Here is a 19,652-nt window from a genome sequence, read left to right as displayed (position 1 = left end):
CCTCCTCTTTGTTCTTCTGTAATAAATAACTAGTCTGTTCGGCCGACAAATGCTATTATGTGTGATAGGTTTTAAAATGAAAAGTACGCACTTTTTTGTAATATAGACACCAAAAAGTATTATAGGTACTTTTTAGTACCTATAGGCAGGAGGAATAAAAGATGGAAAAAAAGAAATACAATATATCTGTTGAAGCAACACTAGAGGTAATCGGTGGTAAGTGGAAATGCGTGATCCTTTGCCATCTTACACACGGGAAAAAAAGGACGAGCGAATTAAAACGACTCATGCCGAATATCACTCAAAAAATGCTTACACAACAATTAAGGGAACTTGAAGAAGATGGAGTCATAGATCGGATAGTTTATAATCAAGTCCCACCAAAAGTGGAATACCAATTAAGTGAATATGGAAAAAGTTTAGAACACATCTTAGATTCATTATGTGCGTGGGGAGAAACGCATATTGTTAAAGTTTATGGTGATAAATCAGAGGTTTTAGAGGAAAACATTTTAAATAACTAATTTGATTTCAGAGTAAACAAAAAAGCCGATCATACTAGTCTTAATGTCAAACTAGTATGATCGGCTTTTGAATTTTTTAATAGGTAAAAGTCTATTTATTAGTTGCTGTAATATCTCCACTGTCTGTTTCTAGTTGAATTAAAGCTATTCCTTTTCCAACAAGGGCATTATTCTGATACTTATCAAATAAATTAACGTCTCCGGAGAACGTACTTACTTCGAATTGAACGTCGGTTGGTTCTTTTTCTGTCTCAATTTTAATATCACCACTGAATGTTTTACTAAAAATGTCTTTAGAAATCTCACTAGTTGATATAAAGACGTCTCCACTGTCTGTTTTTGTATTCAAAGCACCATTTATCTTATTTAATTTAATATCACCGGAGAACGTAATGGCGCCAAATGATGTAACAGGAGCATCCTGGACATATAGATCACCACTGTCCGTTTTCGTTTCAATAGCACCTTGAACTTTTTCCATGTGGATGTCACCAGAAAATGTTTTGACTGCCATTTCCTTAGAAGCTATATTCTCTAGTTTCACATCTCCACTATCCGATGATAAGTTTATTTTTGTTGACTGAAGGTCTTCCACCAATATATCTGATGAGAATCCTTTTATGTTGACCTGTTGATACATCTTATCGGGTGCAAATATTTTTAATGTCAACGCGGGGATATAGAAATTAAAATTAAACCATTTTTCATTTTTAGATTGCAAAGAAATGGAGAGAGTTTGACCAACCTCTTCTACTGAAAATTTTTGAATCGTTTTTTCTGCACCTCTACCAACAAGTTCAACCCTAGCTTCTTCCATAGTGGGGACAGGAATGAACTCGATATCTGTGCTCTCTACATTTACTTGAATGGATTGGATTATCTCATTTTCAATTGGTTTAGTTTCATGAATCGTAACTTCCTTATTTACTGAACCATATGTCACAGCACTACCAATTCCACCTATAATGACTAACAATAGGGCTATGAAAGATAATTTTTTAACCATGATTGGTCCCACCTTTCACAATAGATAAATTAAATTTCAAATATCGTAGAAATACATTTTTCACACCATTCGATGCATAATACATTCCGATCAATATGAATAAACCAATTCCACAAAATGCAAGGGAAAAGAATACATCATACCATTCAAAAATGTCAGGATTGACGATGGTATTTACGATTACTAACAATGGACTCAACACCCCTGCTACTCCTGTTATCCAACCAGCCAGTAAAAGGGAAAGCACGACAAGAAATGGACCAAGCACAATCACTAAATTAACAAAGCCTAGACCAATTACAGCCCATACGGCCCTGAACATATTTCGTGTAGTTGTCGTTGTTTCCATTTTCTCAATATGATAATTGGCCAATAATTCTTTTGCTAATTGTTTTGGTGAGCCTAAGGAAGTTGCAATTTCTGTTTCCGTTTTTCCTTCCTCTATACCAATTGAGAAATACTCCTCATAATCTTGTAAAATATCGTCTTTTTCATCTATTGATAGCCGACTTAGATGTCTCTCCATTTCTGATAAAAACTGGCTTTTATTCATGGTTGATTCCCTCCTTAATTAACTGGTTGACTCCTTCCGAGAACTCCTTCCACTCTCCTACTAATTGGTGCAAGTATATCCGTCCTTTATCTGTCAGTCTATAATACTTTCTGGAAGGTCCTTCACTGGATTCTTGTAGATATGTTGTAAAATATTCTTCCTTTGTTAACCTTCTTAATAATGGATAAACCGTTCCTTCTGAAATTTCAATTTGGTTAGAAATCTTCTGTACAAGCTCATACCCATATCGATCTTTCTTATCCAGCAATACAAGCACACATAGTTCTAAAACACCCTTTTTAAATTGAACGTTCAATGCAGTCACCTCAACTCTTTACCATTTTCTATATGACAACATACACTACTATTTAATGTTCAGTACCTAGTCATAAAATATAGCTATTGAGTACAATATAACACCACCTACTATACATTGCAAGGTATTGTCATCGAGATTAGCTTTATGCATTTTAGATAAAACCAAAAAAAGCCAAGATAGAAACGAACGTTTACATCTTGGCTAGTGTATTCTGGGACAAGGGACCTGTCCCTGTGTCCCAGCGCCTATACATCTTGGACTGTTTTTGCATAGGCTGTAAAGAAAAGGAGTTGATGCTAATGCCTAAGTATAGGAAAAAGCCCATTGTGGTTGAAGCTGTAAAGCTTACTAGACCGATTACGATTGAAACATCGAATGGTTCAATGAAGGGGCTACCCGGAGATTATTTGATCACAGATAAAGACGGAGAACAATACCCTTGTGATAGGGATCAATTTGAAGCAGAATATGAGCCCGTAAAAGGAGTAATGAATATCAAGGGAATTGTTCGAAAATCCTTTAGGTTAATAAAAACAAAAATGTATAAAACATGACCCAACTAGTAGTGTTTATTAAGCATTATGGTCTTTCTCTCCATTTTGCTTATTTTTTTGAAACAAACATAACAATTGGAATAAAGTTGAACAGCACCATCTGGCACAATAAAAAAGACACACCTTTTTAGGAGTGTGCCTTGAATTCGGTAAATTTTAAGTTTAATAACGGGTTATCCTTTCGTTCTTAAACCTAGTTCATCACATTGTTAATCCGCACATAAAATCAATTTTACTAACAAGTTGCGGAAAGTCTATGAAGGGATTTCTATTTTTTTGAATAAGGAATATTTCTTTGTTACGATGTTTTTCATGTAAAGATACTTCATGAACTTGATGCCAGTTTAGTAACATTTCAATGTCTTTATGAGTATATCGACTAATTTCTCCCGGATATCGTAATAAAAAATACAGTGTTGCTCTTGCAACCTCTCCCTTTCCACTTTCGGGCTCAAACTTCCTCTCTTCTGATATACCGCAGTCGTCTCTAATGGCTTCCGTTGCCACATTAGGTGGATAATCCACAAAATCAAAATAGGGATAATTGGATCTTGCTGAATTACAGTCTTTTTCGCAAGTAAAAAGATGATGGAGATCCCCTCTCATCGGATTTTCTTCGTGAAACCATGATTGGGGAACTACATGCTCACAATTAAACATATTTTCCTGATTAATAATCGCAACTGCCCGCTGAAAGTCATCATTATTTAAGTTGCTTATTAGCAACATGTCTCGGGCTTGTTGTCTTTTTCCTTCAGATTCATAGTCTTCTCTTACAACTTGTTCAGGATCCTTAGCCTTTCCTGAATAGATACTCTTCAGCGTTCCGTTCGCTTGTAGGTCTACCTGAGTATAAAGAAGTTCCCGGGTTTTAGCATTATAAGCTAGCTGATTTACATGTGTTTTCGTTATTAACTGATTTAGTTGTTTATATAACTCTTTGTTATCCTCAAGATTAAATTCAATACTACGATAATAATCATTTATGAACTGCTTATCCTGTTCTACGTCATAATACTCCTTTTCGTCTTCAAATCTCCTTTTGTTATATGTTAACACTACTAAGGCGGCTTTTAAATCAGGATCTTCTTCCTTTAGAAAATTCATGGACTACTCCTTTCCTGGTTTCTTTATAAACCGTTCAGAAGGCCATTATTCCTAAGGGGTCACATTCATATTTGATGCAGGAATTATGTCATGTAGTCTCTCAACAACGTTAAGGAGGAGAAATCCATTTCCTTCGGCGCTTTTTCTATGGCCGAGAGGTACGGTTCGTCTAATGAGTTGGGCATAGACTTCTGCTTCGCTCAGTGTTCGGTCAAATTCTTTTTCACTTAGATTAATAAGTAAAGCAATTGCACCCGCGACATGCGGAGCCGCCATGGAGGTTCCTGTTAGTTTGGCGTATTGATCATCCGGATACGTAGAAACGACATCTACCCCCGGTGCCACAAGATCGATTTCTGTATGAGTATTGGAAAATGGAGCAAGCAGCAAATCCATGCTAACGGCTCCAACGGAGATGACTTCGTTATAAGCACCAGGGTATGCATACTCAAATGTATCCTCTAATGAATCCCCTTCATTCCCCGCTGCCACCACGACAGAAATATTTTGATTGACTGCATGTTTAATAGCCTCATGTAATTCAGGTACATCTTGGGGGCCACCTAGTGACATAGAGATTACCCGTACTCTTTCATTGTTAGGTCCCTGCCACTCTACTGCATAGTGGATGGCATTAATGATCCAATCATACTGACCTGCCCCTTCTCCTGTCAGAGCTTTTAAACTTAATATTTGAGCCTTTGGAGCAATCCCTACAACTCCATCGCTATTAAGACTAGCTGCAATCGTACCCGACACATGTGTCCCATGACCATTGTTGTCTTCAAATACATCGGGGTCTCCTTTATAATCACTTGTAAAATTCCGTCCGGCAATAATCCGATCTTTCAGATCAAGATGAGACGTGTCAATCCCAGTATCAATCACTGCAACGACAACACCTTCCCCCTGACTGCTATCTTCCCATAATGAAGGTGCCTGTACCAATTGAACTCCCTCTGGTGTTTCATTTGCCTGATCCACAACTGACTGAATGGTATACGGTAATAATTTGACCTGATTTTTCAAGATGAATCTCCTCCTTCAAATCTAGTTTTCAAAACAATTACCTTCATTCCCCTTCTGTCTTGTGTTTCCTTGGTTGCTTCGATATAGGAACGTTTGTTTCATTATACTAACTGGACAGCCTTTTATCAAGGTAAAATACTGAAAATTAAGAAAATGAATAGATGGTCCCAGATAAAATTCTATTTATCCTTAAAATTACATATGTACATCAGACTAATTCTAATTTTTAAACATTTCTATGTTCCATTGACACTTATCATTCCTATCGATAAAATCAACTAATAATTTCATACCATTACTCGTATAATCTTGGAAATATGGTCCATAAGTTTCTACCAAACTACCGTAAATGGTTTGACTACGAGAAGAGTTCGGCTTTTTGTGTACGCCTGCAAAAAGCTCTATTTCCTTCTCTGTGTCAAACCCTGGGTAAAAGCCCAGGGTTTTCTGTTTATATTGAGGAGGAAGTAAAATGGAAAAAGAATTAGTAAGGAAAAGAATAGCTGTCTCTTGTAAGCAAATCCCCGCAGATCTTGTTATTAAGAATGGAAAAATCATAGATGTGTTTAACCTTGACATCATTGAGGCTGATGTCGCGATTTCAGATGGTATGTTTGTTGGAATTGGTGAGTTTGAGGGTAAACAAGTCATAGACGCGAAGAATCGCTATGTATGTCCTGCTTTTATTGATGGCCATGTGCATATTGAATCCTCTATGGTCTCCCCTTCTGAATTTGCGAAAGTGGTCCTTCCTCATGGCGTAACAACCGTTATTACGGATCCTCATGAAATCGGCAATGTTTCAGGTAGTGAAGGATTATCATTTATGATTGAGGACTCTAAGAATCTCCCGCTTGATGTTTTTCTTATGCTCCCTTCAAGTGTACCTGCTACTTCGTTTGAAAATAATGGAGCAGACCTCAAGGCTAAGGACTTGGAACCATTTTACAGCCATCCACGAGTTCTGGGGTTAGCTGAGGTAATGGACTTCCCTTCTCTCAAAAACGCGGAGGATTCGATACTTGATAAAATTGTCATGACTGCTAAACATCATGGATTAATGGATGGCCACTTAGCAGGAGTAGATACAAATGCGATTGATATCTACCGAACAGCTGGTATCAAAACCGACCATGAATGTAATACGGCACAGGATGCACTAGAGCGGTTAAGACGAGGAATGTATGTATTAATTCGTGAAGGTTCTGTTGCAAAGGATTTAAAAACACTGATAAAGGTCCTCACTCCAACTAATGCACGTCGTTGTCTATTCTGTACAGATGATAAGCATTTAGATGATTTGATCGAAGAAGGAAGTATTGACCATAATATCCGGTTAGCGATTGAAGAAGGGATCTCTCCTCTCCAGGCTATCCAGATGGCTACATTAAACGCTGCTGAATGTTATCGTCTCCCCGATAAAGGTGCAATTGCTCCTGGTTATGACGCAGATTTCCTGTTACTGGACCAGCTTGAGACGATTCAAATAACAGAAGTGTATAAATCTGGGAATCTTGTTGCACAGAATGGTCGCTTTGTTGGAAAATCAGATGCTAAACATGTTCCAAATACACAGTTAATGTCAACTGTTCATGTGTCTGAGTTACATGAAAAAGACATTCAAATCCCATTCCGTAACGGAAATAAAGCAAATATCATTGAGATTATTCCAAATCAATTGATCACAAACAAACTAGTGGAACAAGTTACAGTGGAAAACGGTGATTTTCAGCCATCCATAGAAAATGACCAACTTAAATTAGTCGTCATTGAGCGTCATAAAAACACAGGTAATATCGGATTAGGAGTCGTTAAAGGATTTGGTTTTACAGATGGGGCGATTGCAACAACCATCGCACATGATTCTCATAATATTGTTGCAACAGGCACTAATGATGGTGATATTTTGGTGGCGATACAGGTACTTAAGGACATGAATGGTGGCTTAGTGATTGTCAAAAACAAACAAATCATGGCGTCTTTATCCCTGCCGATAGCAGGACTAATGTCGGATAAAGACTCACAAACTGTGAATGTGGAGCTTGACCAATTAAAACTGTCATTAAGTCAATTAGGGTTTGTCGGTGAGTTTAATCCGTTTTTAACCCTCTCCTTTCTTACATTGCCCGTCATACCATCTTTGAAATTAACAGATTTAGGATTATTTGATGTGGAAACATCTACACATATACCAGTACAAATGAACTAATTTTAATGAACCCCTTGAAAATATGGAATAAGAACAACTAAAAAAAAGTGTCAGGTACCATTGGTCTTGGCATTTTTTTATGTTAGTTAAGTAGCACACTTCTTATCATTTTTTGATACAATCGGCTTTAAATGAAATCATAACAAATAGTAAATTGTTTAAAATTTCACCAAAAGAGGGACAAACTATGTATCCATTTAAACAAACTTTTTTTGCAATCTATTTCTTCGCTACACTTTTGATAATCGGTGGATGTTCACAGGAGGAAAATCAACCTAATAACAATAATGAGAATATCACAAAAACGACTGAGGAAACGGAAATTAATCGTGATGAGGATACCCCATCCCCTACTGAAAAGCAAGAAAAGGCAACTCATTCATTATCTGAACTTACCGTTCATTATATGGATGTTGGTCAAGCTGATTCAACCTTACTACAATATACGGATAAGGGTGAAGAATATACTATCTTGATTGATGCAGGGAATTGGAACAGAGACGATGTCATACATTACTTACATTCCCAAAACATTTCCGAAATTGATATCGCAATTGGTACACATCCAGATGCAGATCATATTGGTCAACTCGATAAAGTTATCAGTACGTTTAGTGTAGGAGAAGTATGGATGTCCGGAAATACGAGTACATCCCAAACGTTTCAGAGGTTACTTCAAGCGATCGATCAAAACGAGGTTGATTATTATGAGCCAAGACGAGGCGATGAATTTAAAGTTGGCCCACTCCAAATTGATATTTTATATCCGATCTCTGTTTCAGAAAATGACAATGAAGAATCTATTTCGCTAAAGCTCACGTACGGAGAGGTTTCTTTTGTTTTTACAGGTGATGCAAGTCGAAATGATGAATTACGGATGATAAATGGTAGTATTGATGTAGACGCTGCTATCCTTCATCTGGGTCATCACGGTTCAAACACTTCTACTCACCCTGCTTTTCTAAAAGAAGTGAGTCCAGAAATTGCAATCTACAGCGCTGGAAAAGATAACAGCTATGGGCACCCACACAAAGAAGTGGTCGATCTAATTCTAGGGTCCAATATTAGACTTTATGGAACGGATGTACACGGGACGATTATTGTTAAAACGGATGGCAAAAACTATGAGGTGTTGACCAAAAAGGACGGTAAGATTACTCCCCCTACTTCTGGACGTGTACCTTTATCAAAGCCAGAACCAACAAAAAAGGATAAACAAGAGCCCGGTGATAAATGTATGAATATAAACACAGCTAGTTTTGAACAGTTACAAGAAATCATTCATTTAGGGCCAGCACGTGCAAAGGAACTGATCAACCTACGGCCTTTTACATCCATTGATGAGTTATCACGCATAAAAGGAATTGGTCCGTCAAGAATGGAAGATATAAAAGCACAAAATCTAGCTTGTGTAGGAGGATAATATGAAAGGCTATTTGGATCGAATCGAAGAAAATCGACATGCAGTTATTATAGTAGAAGAAATCAATAAGGAATTCATCATTCCTATCAATCAATTACCTAAAGAATCATCAGCAGGATCCTACTTTGACATTAGCATCGAAAATGGAAAAATCATTTCCATAACACTAAATGAGAATGAAACAATCTCACAACAACAAAAAGTAGATGATATGATGTCTAAAATCCGTAAGAAGAATTCCGGAAGCAAATTTAAGAAAAATTGACTTGAGTGCCTGTCCCTAATGTATTAATCCAGAAGGGACAGGCGTATTTTTTAGAAAATATCATTTTTATATTGTTTTTCTGATATATTTTAGCGGAATTACCAGCTACCATAGATAAAATGAATGCGATGTATAAATCAAACGCATTTTACGAATTGCGAAAATTGCGTTATGATTAAAAAGTCACAGGAATGTCACATCATCTTGCCTTTTAAGGTGAAATACATGATAGATGCACTTTACCAACAAGGTTCAAATTTCATAGGTATTTCTTCTATTACTAGATAACTAGGAAATTAGAATACACATAAATATGGTATAAATCAGTTAATGTCTTCCCCTTTTAAATGTGAATATGTGAACATTTTCTCGATATAGTATATTAAAACCAGATAATACTTAGTGAAAATTCAACGATGAAGGAGAATTGAAAATGTCAGAAGTATTGATTCAAGAAAAAGAGGCTACAGGCACAGAAAAAGAATTACTTGATCAATTATTAAAACCTGAAGTGCAAGAATCGCTCACTACTTTAGTCGAGCAACTACCAAAGTTAACAGAGGCTGTAAATCTCTTAACAAAAACATATGATTTAGCTCAATTAGTGGCGACTGACGATGTTCTAAAAAATGATACAGTCAGTGCAATCAAAGAAATTTCTGAACCTGTTATTGGCTCAGTTAAATCAATTGCTGCTACTGCTATTGAAGCAAAAGACCGTGCTGAAGCTTCAAATGAAGTGATCGGGCTATTTGGTGTATTAAAATTATTGAAAGATCCAGAAGCACAAAAAATGTTACGTTTTGTAAGCGCATTTCTAGAAGTTCAAGCTGAACGTAAAGCTTAATTAATAATCAGTACCCTTTTTATTACTTAGTAAGGACGGAGGATAAATCATGTCAAAAAAAATCGTCATCTTAGGTGCAGGTTACGGAGGTTTATTAACTGCTCTAACATTACGTAAATATGCAAGTAAAGAAGAAGCGCAAATTACAGTGGTGAATAAATACCCTACTCACCAACTTATTACAGAATTACACCGTCTTGCGGGTGGTACAACAACTGAACGCGCAATCTCTTTCCCGTTAACAAAGCTTTTCAAAAATAAAGATGTCAACGTGGTAATCAGCGAAGTAACGTCTTTCTCAGTAGATGAAAAAGAAGTCCAACTTGCGGATGGTTCTGTTTTGGATTACGACAACTTAGTCGTTGCTCTTGGTAGCCAAACTGGTTTCTTTGGTATCCCAGGTCTTGAAGAAAACAGTTTTGTATTAAAATCAGTTGAAGATGCAAACAGCATCTACCAACACATTGAAAGCAAAATTGCAGCTTATGCGGAATCTAAAAATCCAGCAGATGCAACAATTGTAATCGGTGGTGGTGGGTTAACTGGTGTTGAACTAGTTGGTGAAATCGTAGACCACTTCCCTGAAGTGGCTAGAAAATATGGTGTTGACTTTAATGACCTAGACATCAAATTAATTGAAGCTGGCCCTAAAATCTTACCAGTACTTCCTGATAACTTAATCGAGCGTGCTACTGAAAGTTTAGCTAAACGTGGTGTTGACTTCTTAACTGGCTTACCTGTTACAGGCGTTGAAGGAAATAAAATTTCCCTAAAAGACGGTTCAACAATTGAATCGAACACATTTATCTGGACAGGCGGCGTTGCTGCACTTCCAATCGTTCAAGAATCTGGCCTTGAATGTGATCGTGGTAAAGCAGTTATTGACGAGTATTTGCGCTCTAAATCACATCCAGAAGTATTTGTGGTTGGTGATGCGTCTGTGGCACTTCCAGCAGATGGGGGTCGCCCATTATATGCGCCTACTGCACAAAATGCATGGCAAATGGGTGAAACATGTGGATATAACCTTTTCGCTATCCTTAAAGGACAAAAGCTCGAAGAATTTAACCCAATCAATTCTGGAACGCTTGCTAGTCTCGGACGTAAAGACGGCGTAGCTTCTGTTGGTGGAAACAATATTCCTTTAAAAGGTCTTCCAGCATCCTTGATGAAAGAAGCTAGTCATGTTCGTTACTTATCTCATATTAAGGCCCTATACGGTTTAGCATATTAAGATTTAAATTAAAGGCTCTTTTCTAAAAGATTGTTGCTTTCTGATAATAAAGGCAAAACTAATTGATTGGAGCGTAAGGTGGCGACTCCTCGAAAATGTATTCACATTTTCTTCGTGCGTGGGTTATTTCAATGAAGCAAATTCAATGTCCAAGCGTGAGACTTGAGACCCCGCAGGAGCGGTAGCTACGAGTCCAGTTTCAGCGGCTAGAAACTCGAGAAATTTCAACTCCTCCTTCAGAGGCAAAATACGCCTCTGAAGGAGGAGTCTCCGACGCACAGGAAGTGCTAGTGCCGACTCCGCCACAGGACGTGGCGCTTTAGTCGGCCAATTTTCTCGTTTCTGTCAAGCCGCCTCCACATTTCGTTGAGGAGGCTCAAGCCACGCCCGCGGAAAGCGTCCACCTGAAGCGGAAGTCAACGATATAAAAAACAACAAAGTTTGCGAAAAAACAGCCAAATTAAATAACTACAGAAAGCCAATTTTCTTGAAAATTGGCTTTTTCTATTAGGATTAGGTGTCGTTGCTGGAGTAAATATTGCAAAGTCTTGTTATGCCATTGTTAGTAAGACTTGCGTATTTAACTACATACTTGCACATGATAAAAGAGAACATATTAATGAATGGAGGAATTGTGATGAACTTTAAAAGTAAATTACAAGAAGCCCAAGATATTATCCATACAGCCCATCATCATTTAAAACAAGTGAATTCGAATAGTCCTGAATCAGAGGCATGTCACTTTGCCCAAAGTGAACTAGAGAAGGCGCAACAAATTATCCAACAGGTACAACAACAAATACATAATTAGATTAGTGGATTGAAAAATGGCTGGATATATAAATCCAGCCACTTGAATTTTTTATTCATTTTCCTGTTGTTGAGTAGGAATTTTATAATCAGGATTTATTTCTTTTGCAATTTCCATTGCAAGATCGTAGTTTACTTCGAATGGATTCATTTTTAATTCAGAGGAATTTTGAGACGAATTTTGGGCTTGTTGAAATCTCTTCTGAACTTCTTGATTGATCCGACTATTTTTACCACCGAATAAACCAAGTATGGTTACACCTAATATAGAAATCCATATCCACATTCTATTGTTTCGTTTTCGTTTGAATGCTTTCAGTGATTTGTTGCCACCTAAGCTCCTAAGTACGGATGACAGTAGTTGCATATAGTTCATAACTCTTCCCTCCTCATTCTATTGTGTGGAGTAGAGCAAACCAATATATGTGGAAATTATTAATAACCTTTGAGTGTATGATTCAAAGATAAGGTAACGAGCATGTTCGTTCACAAAAAATCGCTAGAAGCAAAAGAAAATACTTTTTACAAATTATGTAACTGGTCTTCTTTTGAATAACTAAATTGACACCAGTCCTCAAAAATAGTGTCTTCTTTCGAGTCATCATGTAAGTTCACAAAAGTGGTAATGATCTACTCCAACTTTTTCTCAAAACAGTCAACTACCTTTCCTTCCCACTCGCTTTTTCCATAAAATGAATATCCAACTGATCTCCAAAACCGTTTTGCAGGCTCATTGTTGTGTAATACGCCAAGTCGAATCTTCTTGAAATGTTGTTGTTTTAGACTTTCTTCAAAAGCAACATACGCCTTTTTTCCGTAACCTAAAGAATGATAAGCACCATGGATCATAAATAAACCAATCCAAGGATGTTTGTCTTTTGGGTTATGTTCTAAAAAATCAACGATACCAATAGGTTCTTCCTTCTTTTTTTATTAAATAACTATTTGTTGTTGAGTTGAGCAGTTCACTTCTTACTTCTTTTATTGTTCTTACAGGATTGCCGTTTTCTATCATGTTGTATGTCGGATTTGAGTTCATGATGTCTAATGCCAGGTTTAATGATTCTTCTGTGATTGATTCGAAGTTCATATTTTGAGACTCCTTTTTCACATAGTTGTGCCAGGTTACCTACTTTCTCTCCCCTTCCATCTACTTATACATTACTTCGAGTTGTAGTCCTTCTCTATTTTATTGATTTCAGAATAAAGACTTCAACCTCGTTTACTAGTATACGTAATATGCTATAATTTGGAGTGTAAAATAGAAGTTAGAGGTGACCACTCTTGGCGATTCATGTTGTACTTTATCAACCAGATATTCCGGCTAATACTGGAAATATTGCACTCACTTGTGTAGCAACGGGTTCAGCCTTGCATTTAATTAGACCACTTGGCTTTTCAACAGATCCGGAAATGTTAAAAAAAGCAGGCATCGATTTCTGGAATGATGTGAACATCACGTATTATGATTCATTGGAAGACTTTTTTTCAAAAAATCAAGGTGAATTTTACTTTATAGAGACGTTTGGTGAAAAAACACATACAGGCTTTGATTTCAGTGATGAAACGAAGGAACATTTTTTTATGTTTGGAAAAGAAACAACGGGTTTGCCGAAAGATTTACTAGAAAAGAACAAAAATCACTTTTTGAGAATACCCATGAACAATCATGTTCGTTCACTCAATCTCTCAAGTACTGCTGCGATATTGGTATATGAGGCATTACGCCAGCAAGGATATCCGAATTTGAAATAAAAATTCTTCCGTTTTGGAAGATTTTTTTATGGGCCAAGTGGATATGAAATTCCCCTTAACTTCTCCTTCTTCTTATCATCGCAATTACTAAAAGGATGATTGGAAAGATGACTTGAAAGGGTAAGTGAAGCAACATAGGAACAAATTTGTAACCCTCATGTAAGTGTTCAGCAAAACTACTAGCCATCGTTATGGATAATAATAAAACAACCAAAGCCATTGGATAACATAAACGTGTATGACTTTCTATTGAGAACAAATTGGTAACCCCTGTGACAACCGCATAAAAAAAGATCCCGATTTTAAAAAATCCCCCAATAATTAAAGCTAACATAAAAAAGATATCGAGTCGTTCAATAAACTCCGCTACTTGAATCATTTGAATGGTAGCCAAGAGTGGAAAGGGTGCACGAGATGTCAGATTAACACCCAACACACTAATGTTCATTAACATGACAAGCGTTAGATTGATCCCACTTAAACCTATTGCACATAAACCGGCAATCCTTGCTTTACGTGTATTATTTAAGTAAGGAAAAATCATCGCAAATACAACACTCTCTCCAAATGGAAAAAACAAAGTCTGAGTAAATGCTGCTTTTACAACAGGCATAATGCCTTCACCTAATATTGGCTTTAGGTTGTTTACATCAATTAAACCAGAGATCACAATGAGGATAAATCCCGTTACCGCTAGCACATACATGATGCTAAAAAGCAGTTCCCCTGTTCTCCCTAATACCTCGATTCCTTTTCGAACCCCATATACTACTACGATAATTAAAAGTGCATTGACAATAAATAATGGTGTTTCTGGATAGGCGAATGTCACCAGCATTACACCAAAATCCCTTAATACTCTTGCTGCTAGATAAGCAAAATATAAGATGTACATAAAAGCAAGTAGCTTCCCGAGTGGTTTTCCAACAATTATCTGTACATACATGGTTGGTAATTTGTCGGGGTAATATTGATAGAGACGGAAAAAGATAATAAAGAGTATCATTCCACCCAACATCCCAAGGAGAACGGCAATCCAAGCATCCTGCTTAGCGTCCATTGCAAGTGGCAGAAGTAATGCACTTCCTAATTCAAACAGCAAGACAAGTACAAATAGCTGATAAGAACTGATTTTTGCCTTCTCCATGTGATATGCTCCTTATTTCTATTTACGATTTTCCTCTATTTCAGTAAGGAAAGATTTTGTGCGTATACCCGTCCGACGGACAAACGCATCTACTTTGACATCCACGACTAATTCTGGAAAATACACTGAATTCCAGTCAGACTTGAGCTTCTTCCAAAGCTTAGGATCGGCGCGTTGGACCACTTCTCCAAATCCAAAAACATCCGATTTATTTTTTTGGGCCTGTTTTATGGCCTCTTGGATTTCTTTCTTAATTTCCTTTTCAACCTCTTTTTCGATTTTTACTAATACAAGTGGGTCTGTTAAATCGACTGGTATTTCTACTTCCCCGATATCACCTTCAGCACTTACATCTATGGTAATCAAGGGTTCCTCATTATAAACCTTAGGCAGAACTTTGGTTTTTTGGCGAATCACTTCGTACGCAATGGCTTCTTCATGTTCTTGCCAATTAATATTCACATCCGTTTTTTCAATTTTATCCAAAATCCATAAAGATCCTCTTGCCGTACTCCCTTGTAACCAATCAACTAGCTTTCCGTTTCTAAAAAGAGCTATTCCCTCGGCCTCAAGAACCGCTTTAGGAGTCGTTTCTTCAATATTTGCCATTTTCATAGCCTGATCAATTTCACCTTTAATTTGAAACCCTGTAATTAATGGCTCTTTCCCATCGGATACTAGGTTATTAAGTACATCTTTCATATTCGCTCTCAGATGTGTCCCCCAGTTTTTTTCTGTTGACTTTAGTGTTTTAATCACTTTATTGGAAGGGATCTTATCAATTGGAGTTATTGTTCTTACAATATCTTTTGCCTCCATATCTTGAGCAATGATCACCTCAGATGTGATTCGAAATTCTGGGTCACGGTCCATGGCATCAAAAAGACGGAGGATTCCTTCCTCTCTTGCTAATCGCTCTCCAACAACTACTAAATTTGTATGGGCATAATATAGTCTTCGCGATATGCCGGTGGAAAACTTCCTACTAACTTCAGTAAGGTTATTTCCTGTCTCAGTATACACATTAATTGGTGGGCCAATACTTGAACCTCCATCTTGCTGGCCACCTGTAACATTCCCAGGATTAATTACTTGAATCGTACCTACGTACTGTCCTTTATCATTCTTATCGATACCAAAAGCAGAAATTATCGCGATGTCAGTAAGCTCCTTCTTGCTCCAACAACCCGATAGGAGAATAAGTACAGAGAATAAAAGGAGAAGAACAATACCTCTATTCATCTTGGTCACCTTTTTCTTCAGTAAACTTAAGCATGCCGCGTCCAATAGGCGGCTCAGGTTTCTGGTCTTTCCCTACGCGAATCATATTTCCTTCACTGATCAATTGTGGCCGCCTCTTTAATGCCCACCATGGTAACCGGAAAAAGGTATCCGCGTTCTCCTTCAGAATAAACGGAGCCATTGGTGTCATATAGGGAACACCAAATGAACGCAAGCCACTAAGATGAATCGTAAGCATAATAATCCCTAAGATAATTCCGTAAAAACCAAATGTAGCTGCAGCAATCATAAATACAAAGCGAACCAATCTTGCAGAAATCGCCATCGCAAAGGATGGAGTAGCGAAACTAGCTATTGCTGTCATTGCCAGCACAATGGTCATGGCTGGTGAAACAATTCCCGCCTGAACCGCTGCTTGTCCAATTACAAGGGCTCCAACTATAGAAATCGCAGAACCTACTGCCCGCGGCATTCGAATTCCGGCTTCTCGCAGAATTTCAAATGTGACCTCCATAATGAGAGCTTCTACAAATGCCGGAAAAGGTACAGCTTCCCTTTGTGCCGCTACAGCAATTAATAACTGTGTCGGAATCATTTCCTGATGAAACGTGGTCGCAGCAATATAGGCTGCAGGTGCAATAATCGAGATTGAAAAGATTAAAATCCGTAAAAAACGTAGTGCCGTCGCAATATCAAATCGCGCATAGTAATCTTCTACTGCCTGAAAGAACTGAATAAAAACAGCGGGTGCAATTAATACGAAAGGAGTCCCATCTACGAAGATGGCAATTCTCCCTTCAAGAAGATTCCCTGAAACCGTATCAGGTCTTTCCGTATGATAAAGTGTCGGAAAGGAAGTAAATGTTTGGTCCTCAATAAACTGTTCAATATATCCAGACTCAAGAATACTGTCAACATCAATTTGATCAATACGTCTACGAACCTCTTCAACAATTTTCTCGTTTGCAATTCCATTTATATACATAATGGCAACGTCAGTATTCGTCACCTTACCCAACTTTCTTGCTTCCACCCACAAATTCGGAGACTTGATACGCCGGCGCACTAAAGAGGTATTTGTGATTATCGACTCTGTAAATCCATCACGAGGACCACGCACCGTCACTTGACTCGTTGGTTCCTCAATCGAACGTCTATCGCCACCTCTTGTATCAACAACGAGCACCTTCGTTTTTCCATCTACAAGAATGATCGTTTCCCCATCCATTAACGCGGAAAAAAGTTGTTCCCAATCATTGGCATTTCTTATACTCCCAAATGGCAAAGCCTCATCTTCAATTACCTCTAATGGATCTTGTTGAATCAGCTTCTCCTGCAAATCAGGACTTTTTATGATGGATTCAATTAAAAAATCTTTTATGGACTGGCTATCGACAAGCCCGTCTATATAGACAATCGCGGTTTGAATCTTTGGTTGTAGCCCGATGCTAACATTTCGAATAATCACATCAAAACTATTACCTGTTTTATTTTTAATCACATCAAGATTATTAGATAATCGTACATCAATGGAATCAGGAAAATCCTGTTCTGATGGCGGTTGCGTTTGGTTTTCATTAGTTGTGTTACTTTTTTTATGTTTATTCTTGAAAAAACCAGGCATTTTTGTAAAACCTTTCTATTCTATAGTATTAACTGTTCTGCCCAGTAGATTAATATTTATACCTTGTCATATAAGCGTTTTAAAAGGAAATAATAATTTGAAAAAAGGTGTGAGAAAAATGAAGATAATCGGGATTACTGTATTGATGATGGGCTGTCTAATGAGCTTCTCGTTTTGGCTAGATTATCTGGAGGGTTTCGATCTGCAAACAGCATTTAGAAATGCAACGAGTCCCTTTCGAGTCATGGATCCTGCTGAAACGATTGTTTTTTTATCCTTTATTCTAACTGTCCTAATCGAAATAATCGTTTATTCGTACAAGAAAAGAAAGGGAAGAGCGAAGGCTGGATAGGAGTGGTTCTTAGTGTAAACTTTCTTTAAAACAAAAGCCCTTTTTTAGCACTAAATCCGAACGCGCAACACAAAAAAGCAGCCTAGAAAACTAGACTACTTCTAAATTCCCAAGTTTTAAATTTATTGGCCTTTTACTCTTTTAACAAACTTAGTTAATGTTTTTTTAAGCTGGTCTGACCCCGAACTCGGCCGAAATTCTTGGTTATCAATCACTAACGGAGCACCTATTACAACTAATGGCGCACCATACTTTGGCATTTGAGCAGCTTGTTCAATCGATAATCCTCCGACAGCTTGAACCGGAATGGAAACGGCCGATACAACATCTTCTAAGCAATCAAACGGTGAGCGATCCGGGTCTTCTCCTCTTTCATCAAAACCCGTATGAACAATAATGTAGTCAACACCATTTTCCTCAAGCATCTTTGCACATAATACTTTGTCAGATGAAGCCATGATATCCCCCATCACTTCTACACCATAATCCCTTGCTGCTTTTACAACTGCTCGGATGGTCGCTGGATGAGCAACACCCATGACAACAACATGGGTAGCTCCAGCCTTAGCCATCATTTCTACTTCCAAATAGCCACCATCCATTGTCTTTAAGTCTGCAACAATCGGCTTATCGGGAAATAATTCCCGTAGTTTTCTTACTGCATGTAAACCTTCTGCAAGTAATAATGGGGTTCCTGCTTCAATCCAATCAACCCCAGCCTCTATAGCGATTTCCGCCATTTCTAGAGCTTCATCAATGTTCGTTAAATCGAGTGAAATCTGCACAATTGGTTGCATCTTCAAGCCCCTCTACTAATTTCTATAGAATTTAAAAAAGGAAAAACGTATTACTCGTAAGCTGCCTTCGGAAACTGTGTTGCATATTTTCCTCCACTCACATCAATTAGAGTGCCGGTAATATACCCCGCCAAATCGGATGCTAAAAAACAGATAAGTTGTGCGATGTCCTTTTTCTCTCCCCATCTTCTTAACGTTAAGCTGTCTAATAACCGCTCTTGTTGTTCTTGTGGCAACTCGGAAAAGTGATTGAGAGTGGTCGGAATCATTCCCGCGGCATAGCTGTTAACCGTAATATTCCATGGTCCTAACTCTCCAGCAAGCACGCGAGAAAATTGTTTCACTCCAGCCTTAGAAGAGGCGTATGCAGCACTGCCAATACTTGGGATAATCGCTGCAAAAGATGCTGAATTAATAATCCGACCGAATTGCTGCTTTTTCATAATGGGAATAACAGATTTGCACATCAGGTACATCCCTTTTAGATTTACATCATGACAGTAATCCCAAACCTCTTCTGCTAAAGTTTCAACTTCTCCGTTCCCAGCAACACCTGCATTGTTAACCAACAGGTCAATCCTGCCATACTTTTGCACCGTCTCACGAATCACTTCAGAAATCCTAGTACTATCAGTAACATCACAGTCAAAAAACAAACCCTCTAATCCTTGTTCTTTAAATTCTTGTGCTAACTGGTCAAGATCATCTGGGAATACATCAATCCCCACTGTTTTAACCCCTTCTCGAGCTAAGGTCAAAATGATCTCTTTCCCAATTCCTTTTCCAACACCCGTAACGACTCCTACCATCCCATGTAAATCAATCAGCACATCGACCATCCTTTCCTGATGACGC

General features: G+C 37.8%; 23 protein-coding genes and 1 riboswitch. Of the genes, 10 read left to right on the top strand and 13 right to left on the bottom strand.

Features of this window, described 5'->3' with window-relative positions:
- The first annotated feature begins 161 nt into the window (after positions 1 to 161).
- The gene (locus ACR65M_RS03815; protein WP_121446047.1) at positions 162 to 524 is read left to right on the top strand and encodes a winged helix-turn-helix transcriptional regulator; all 363 of its coding nucleotides are present in this window, start codon (positions 162 to 164) and stop codon (positions 522 to 524) included.
- A gap of 91 nt (positions 525 to 615) precedes the next feature.
- Here ACR65M_RS03815 and ACR65M_RS03810 read toward each other — a convergent pair whose 3' ends face one another.
- Genes ACR65M_RS03810 through ACR65M_RS03800 form a run of 3 tightly spaced genes read right to left on the bottom strand, consistent with a single transcriptional unit; the run spans position 616 to position 2,399 of the window.
- Positions 616 to 1,530 (bottom strand): DUF4097 family beta strand repeat-containing protein, encoded by a 915-nt coding sequence (locus ACR65M_RS03810; protein ID WP_440272578.1) that lies wholly within the window; start codon positions 1,528 to 1,530, stop codon positions 616 to 618.
- Positions 1,523 to 2,083, bottom strand: a complete 561-nt coding sequence (locus tag ACR65M_RS03805; protein ID WP_440272577.1) for an HAAS signaling domain-containing protein — start codon at positions 2,081 to 2,083, stop codon at positions 1,523 to 1,525. The genes ACR65M_RS03810 and ACR65M_RS03805 overlap by 8 nt, the downstream gene beginning before the upstream one ends.
- Positions 2,076 to 2,399 (bottom strand): PadR family transcriptional regulator, encoded by a 324-nt coding sequence (locus ACR65M_RS03800; protein WP_440272593.1) that lies wholly within the window; start codon positions 2,397 to 2,399, stop codon positions 2,076 to 2,078. Before ACR65M_RS03800 ends, ACR65M_RS03805 begins: the two co-directional genes overlap by 8 nt.
- A gap of 302 nt (positions 2,400 to 2,701) precedes the next feature.
- Between ACR65M_RS03800 and ACR65M_RS03795 the strand changes: the two genes are divergently transcribed.
- Positions 2,702 to 2,956, top strand: a complete 255-nt coding sequence (locus ACR65M_RS03795) for a hypothetical protein (protein ID WP_440272576.1) — start codon at positions 2,702 to 2,704, stop codon at positions 2,954 to 2,956.
- Positions 2,957 to 3,157: 201 nt separating this feature from the next.
- Here the strand turns inward: ACR65M_RS03795 and ACR65M_RS03790 are convergent, their stop codons facing one another.
- Positions 3,158 to 4,063: an endonuclease I family protein gene (locus ACR65M_RS03790; RefSeq protein WP_440272575.1), complete on the bottom strand. Its 906-nt coding sequence runs from the start codon at positions 4,061 to 4,063 to the stop codon at positions 3,158 to 3,160.
- A gap of 51 nt (positions 4,064 to 4,114) precedes the next feature.
- Positions 4,115 to 5,092 (bottom strand): S8 family peptidase, encoded by a 978-nt coding sequence (locus tag ACR65M_RS03785; RefSeq protein ID WP_440272574.1) that lies wholly within the window; start codon positions 5,090 to 5,092, stop codon positions 4,115 to 4,117.
- A 279-nt stretch (positions 5,093 to 5,371) separates the two neighbouring features.
- Positions 5,372 to 5,473: riboswitch (purine riboswitch) on the top strand.
- 91 nt (positions 5,474 to 5,564) lie between these two features.
- On the opposite strand from ACR65M_RS03785, the gene ade reads away from it, so the two are divergent.
- The 6 genes from ade to ACR65M_RS03755 all read left to right on the top strand — a co-directional run bounded on the left by ade (position 5,565) and on the right by ACR65M_RS03755 (position 11,881).
- On the top strand, positions 5,565 to 7,301 hold the full coding sequence (ade, locus tag ACR65M_RS03780; RefSeq protein WP_440272573.1) for an adenine deaminase: 1,737 nt from the start codon (positions 5,565 to 5,567) through the stop codon (positions 7,299 to 7,301).
- Positions 7,302 to 7,488: 187 nt separating this feature from the next.
- Positions 7,489 to 8,724 (top strand): MBL fold metallo-hydrolase, encoded by a 1,236-nt coding sequence (locus tag ACR65M_RS03775; protein WP_440272572.1) that lies wholly within the window; start codon positions 7,489 to 7,491, stop codon positions 8,722 to 8,724.
- Position 8,725: 1 nt separating this feature from the next.
- Positions 8,726 to 8,989 carry a DUF3006 domain-containing protein gene (locus tag ACR65M_RS03770; RefSeq protein ID WP_440272571.1) on the top strand — a complete coding sequence of 88 codons (264 nt, stop codon included), beginning with the start codon at positions 8,726 to 8,728 and terminating at the stop codon, positions 8,987 to 8,989.
- A 433-nt stretch (positions 8,990 to 9,422) separates the two neighbouring features.
- Positions 9,423 to 9,836 (top strand): DUF1641 domain-containing protein, encoded by a 414-nt coding sequence (locus ACR65M_RS03765; RefSeq protein ID WP_121446038.1) that lies wholly within the window; start codon positions 9,423 to 9,425, stop codon positions 9,834 to 9,836.
- A gap of 49 nt (positions 9,837 to 9,885) precedes the next feature.
- Complete coding sequence (locus ACR65M_RS03760; RefSeq protein WP_440272570.1) at positions 9,886 to 11,070, top strand: NAD(P)/FAD-dependent oxidoreductase; 1,185 nt, start codon at positions 9,886 to 9,888, stop codon at positions 11,068 to 11,070.
- Positions 11,071 to 11,707: 637 nt separating this feature from the next.
- Entirely contained in the window at positions 11,708 to 11,881 is a 174-nt protein-coding gene (locus ACR65M_RS03755; RefSeq protein WP_335395415.1) for a hypothetical protein, read from the top strand.
- 51 nt (positions 11,882 to 11,932) lie between these two features.
- On the opposite strand, the gene ACR65M_RS03750 is transcribed toward ACR65M_RS03755, so the two are convergent.
- The 3 genes from ACR65M_RS03750 to ACR65M_RS03740 all read right to left on the bottom strand — a co-directional run bounded on the left by ACR65M_RS03750 (position 11,933) and on the right by ACR65M_RS03740 (position 12,970).
- Positions 11,933 to 12,256 carry a hypothetical protein gene (locus ACR65M_RS03750; RefSeq protein WP_440272569.1) on the bottom strand — a complete coding sequence of 108 codons (324 nt, stop codon included), beginning with the start codon at positions 12,254 to 12,256 and terminating at the stop codon, positions 11,933 to 11,935.
- A 254-nt stretch (positions 12,257 to 12,510) separates the two neighbouring features.
- The gene (locus tag ACR65M_RS03745) at positions 12,511 to 12,786 is read right to left on the bottom strand and encodes a GNAT family N-acetyltransferase (RefSeq protein WP_440272592.1); all 276 of its coding nucleotides are present in this window, start codon (positions 12,784 to 12,786) and stop codon (positions 12,511 to 12,513) included.
- Entirely contained in the window at positions 12,779 to 12,970 is a 192-nt protein-coding gene (locus tag ACR65M_RS03740) for a hypothetical protein (protein WP_440272568.1), read from the bottom strand. Before ACR65M_RS03740 ends, ACR65M_RS03745 begins: the two co-directional genes overlap by 8 nt.
- Positions 12,971 to 13,164: 194 nt before the next feature.
- On the opposite strand from ACR65M_RS03740, the gene ACR65M_RS03735 reads away from it, so the two are divergent.
- A complete protein-coding gene (locus ACR65M_RS03735; RefSeq protein ID WP_440272567.1) occupies positions 13,165 to 13,635 on the top strand; it encodes a tRNA (cytidine(34)-2'-O)-methyltransferase in 471 nt (156 codons plus the stop codon).
- Between the two features lie 55 nt (positions 13,636 to 13,690).
- Here ACR65M_RS03735 and ACR65M_RS03730 read toward each other — a convergent pair whose 3' ends face one another.
- The 3 genes from ACR65M_RS03730 to ACR65M_RS03720 are packed head-to-tail and all read right to left on the bottom strand — an operon-like array spanning position 13,691 to position 17,648.
- Positions 13,691 to 14,782, bottom strand: a complete 1,092-nt coding sequence (locus tag ACR65M_RS03730) for a GerAB/ArcD/ProY family transporter (protein WP_121446031.1) — start codon at positions 14,780 to 14,782, stop codon at positions 13,691 to 13,693.
- 18 nt (positions 14,783 to 14,800) lie between these two features.
- Positions 14,801 to 16,024, bottom strand: coding sequence for a Ger(x)C family spore germination protein (locus ACR65M_RS03725; protein ID WP_440272566.1), 1,224 nt, complete (start codon positions 16,022 to 16,024; stop codon positions 14,801 to 14,803).
- Positions 16,017 to 17,648, bottom strand: a complete 1,632-nt coding sequence (locus ACR65M_RS03720) for a spore germination protein (protein ID WP_440272565.1) — start codon at positions 17,646 to 17,648, stop codon at positions 16,017 to 16,019. The genes ACR65M_RS03725 and ACR65M_RS03720 overlap by 8 nt, the downstream gene beginning before the upstream one ends.
- Positions 17,649 to 17,766: 118 nt before the next feature.
- Here ACR65M_RS03720 and ACR65M_RS03715 point away from each other — a divergent pair, with 118 nt between their 5' ends.
- A complete protein-coding gene (locus ACR65M_RS03715) occupies positions 17,767 to 18,000 on the top strand; it encodes a YczF family membrane protein (protein WP_440272564.1) in 234 nt (77 codons plus the stop codon).
- A 122-nt stretch (positions 18,001 to 18,122) separates the two neighbouring features.
- Here the strand turns inward: ACR65M_RS03715 and ACR65M_RS03710 are convergent, their stop codons facing one another.
- Together ACR65M_RS03710 and ACR65M_RS03705 are read right to left on the bottom strand one after the other, a co-directional pair.
- Positions 18,123 to 18,797: an orotidine 5'-phosphate decarboxylase / HUMPS family protein gene (locus tag ACR65M_RS03710; protein ID WP_440272563.1), complete on the bottom strand. Its 675-nt coding sequence runs from the start codon at positions 18,795 to 18,797 to the stop codon at positions 18,123 to 18,125.
- A gap of 50 nt (positions 18,798 to 18,847) precedes the next feature.
- Positions 18,848 to 19,636: an SDR family NAD(P)-dependent oxidoreductase gene (locus ACR65M_RS03705; RefSeq protein ID WP_440272562.1), complete on the bottom strand. Its 789-nt coding sequence runs from the start codon at positions 19,634 to 19,636 to the stop codon at positions 18,848 to 18,850.
- Between the last annotated feature and the right edge of the window lie 16 nt (positions 19,637 to 19,652).

It is taken from the genome of Ferdinandcohnia sp. SAFN-114 (assembly GCF_059415045.1).
The sequence above is the reverse complement of the archived record's forward strand: the minus strand, read 5'-3'. Positions and strand labels throughout refer to the sequence as shown.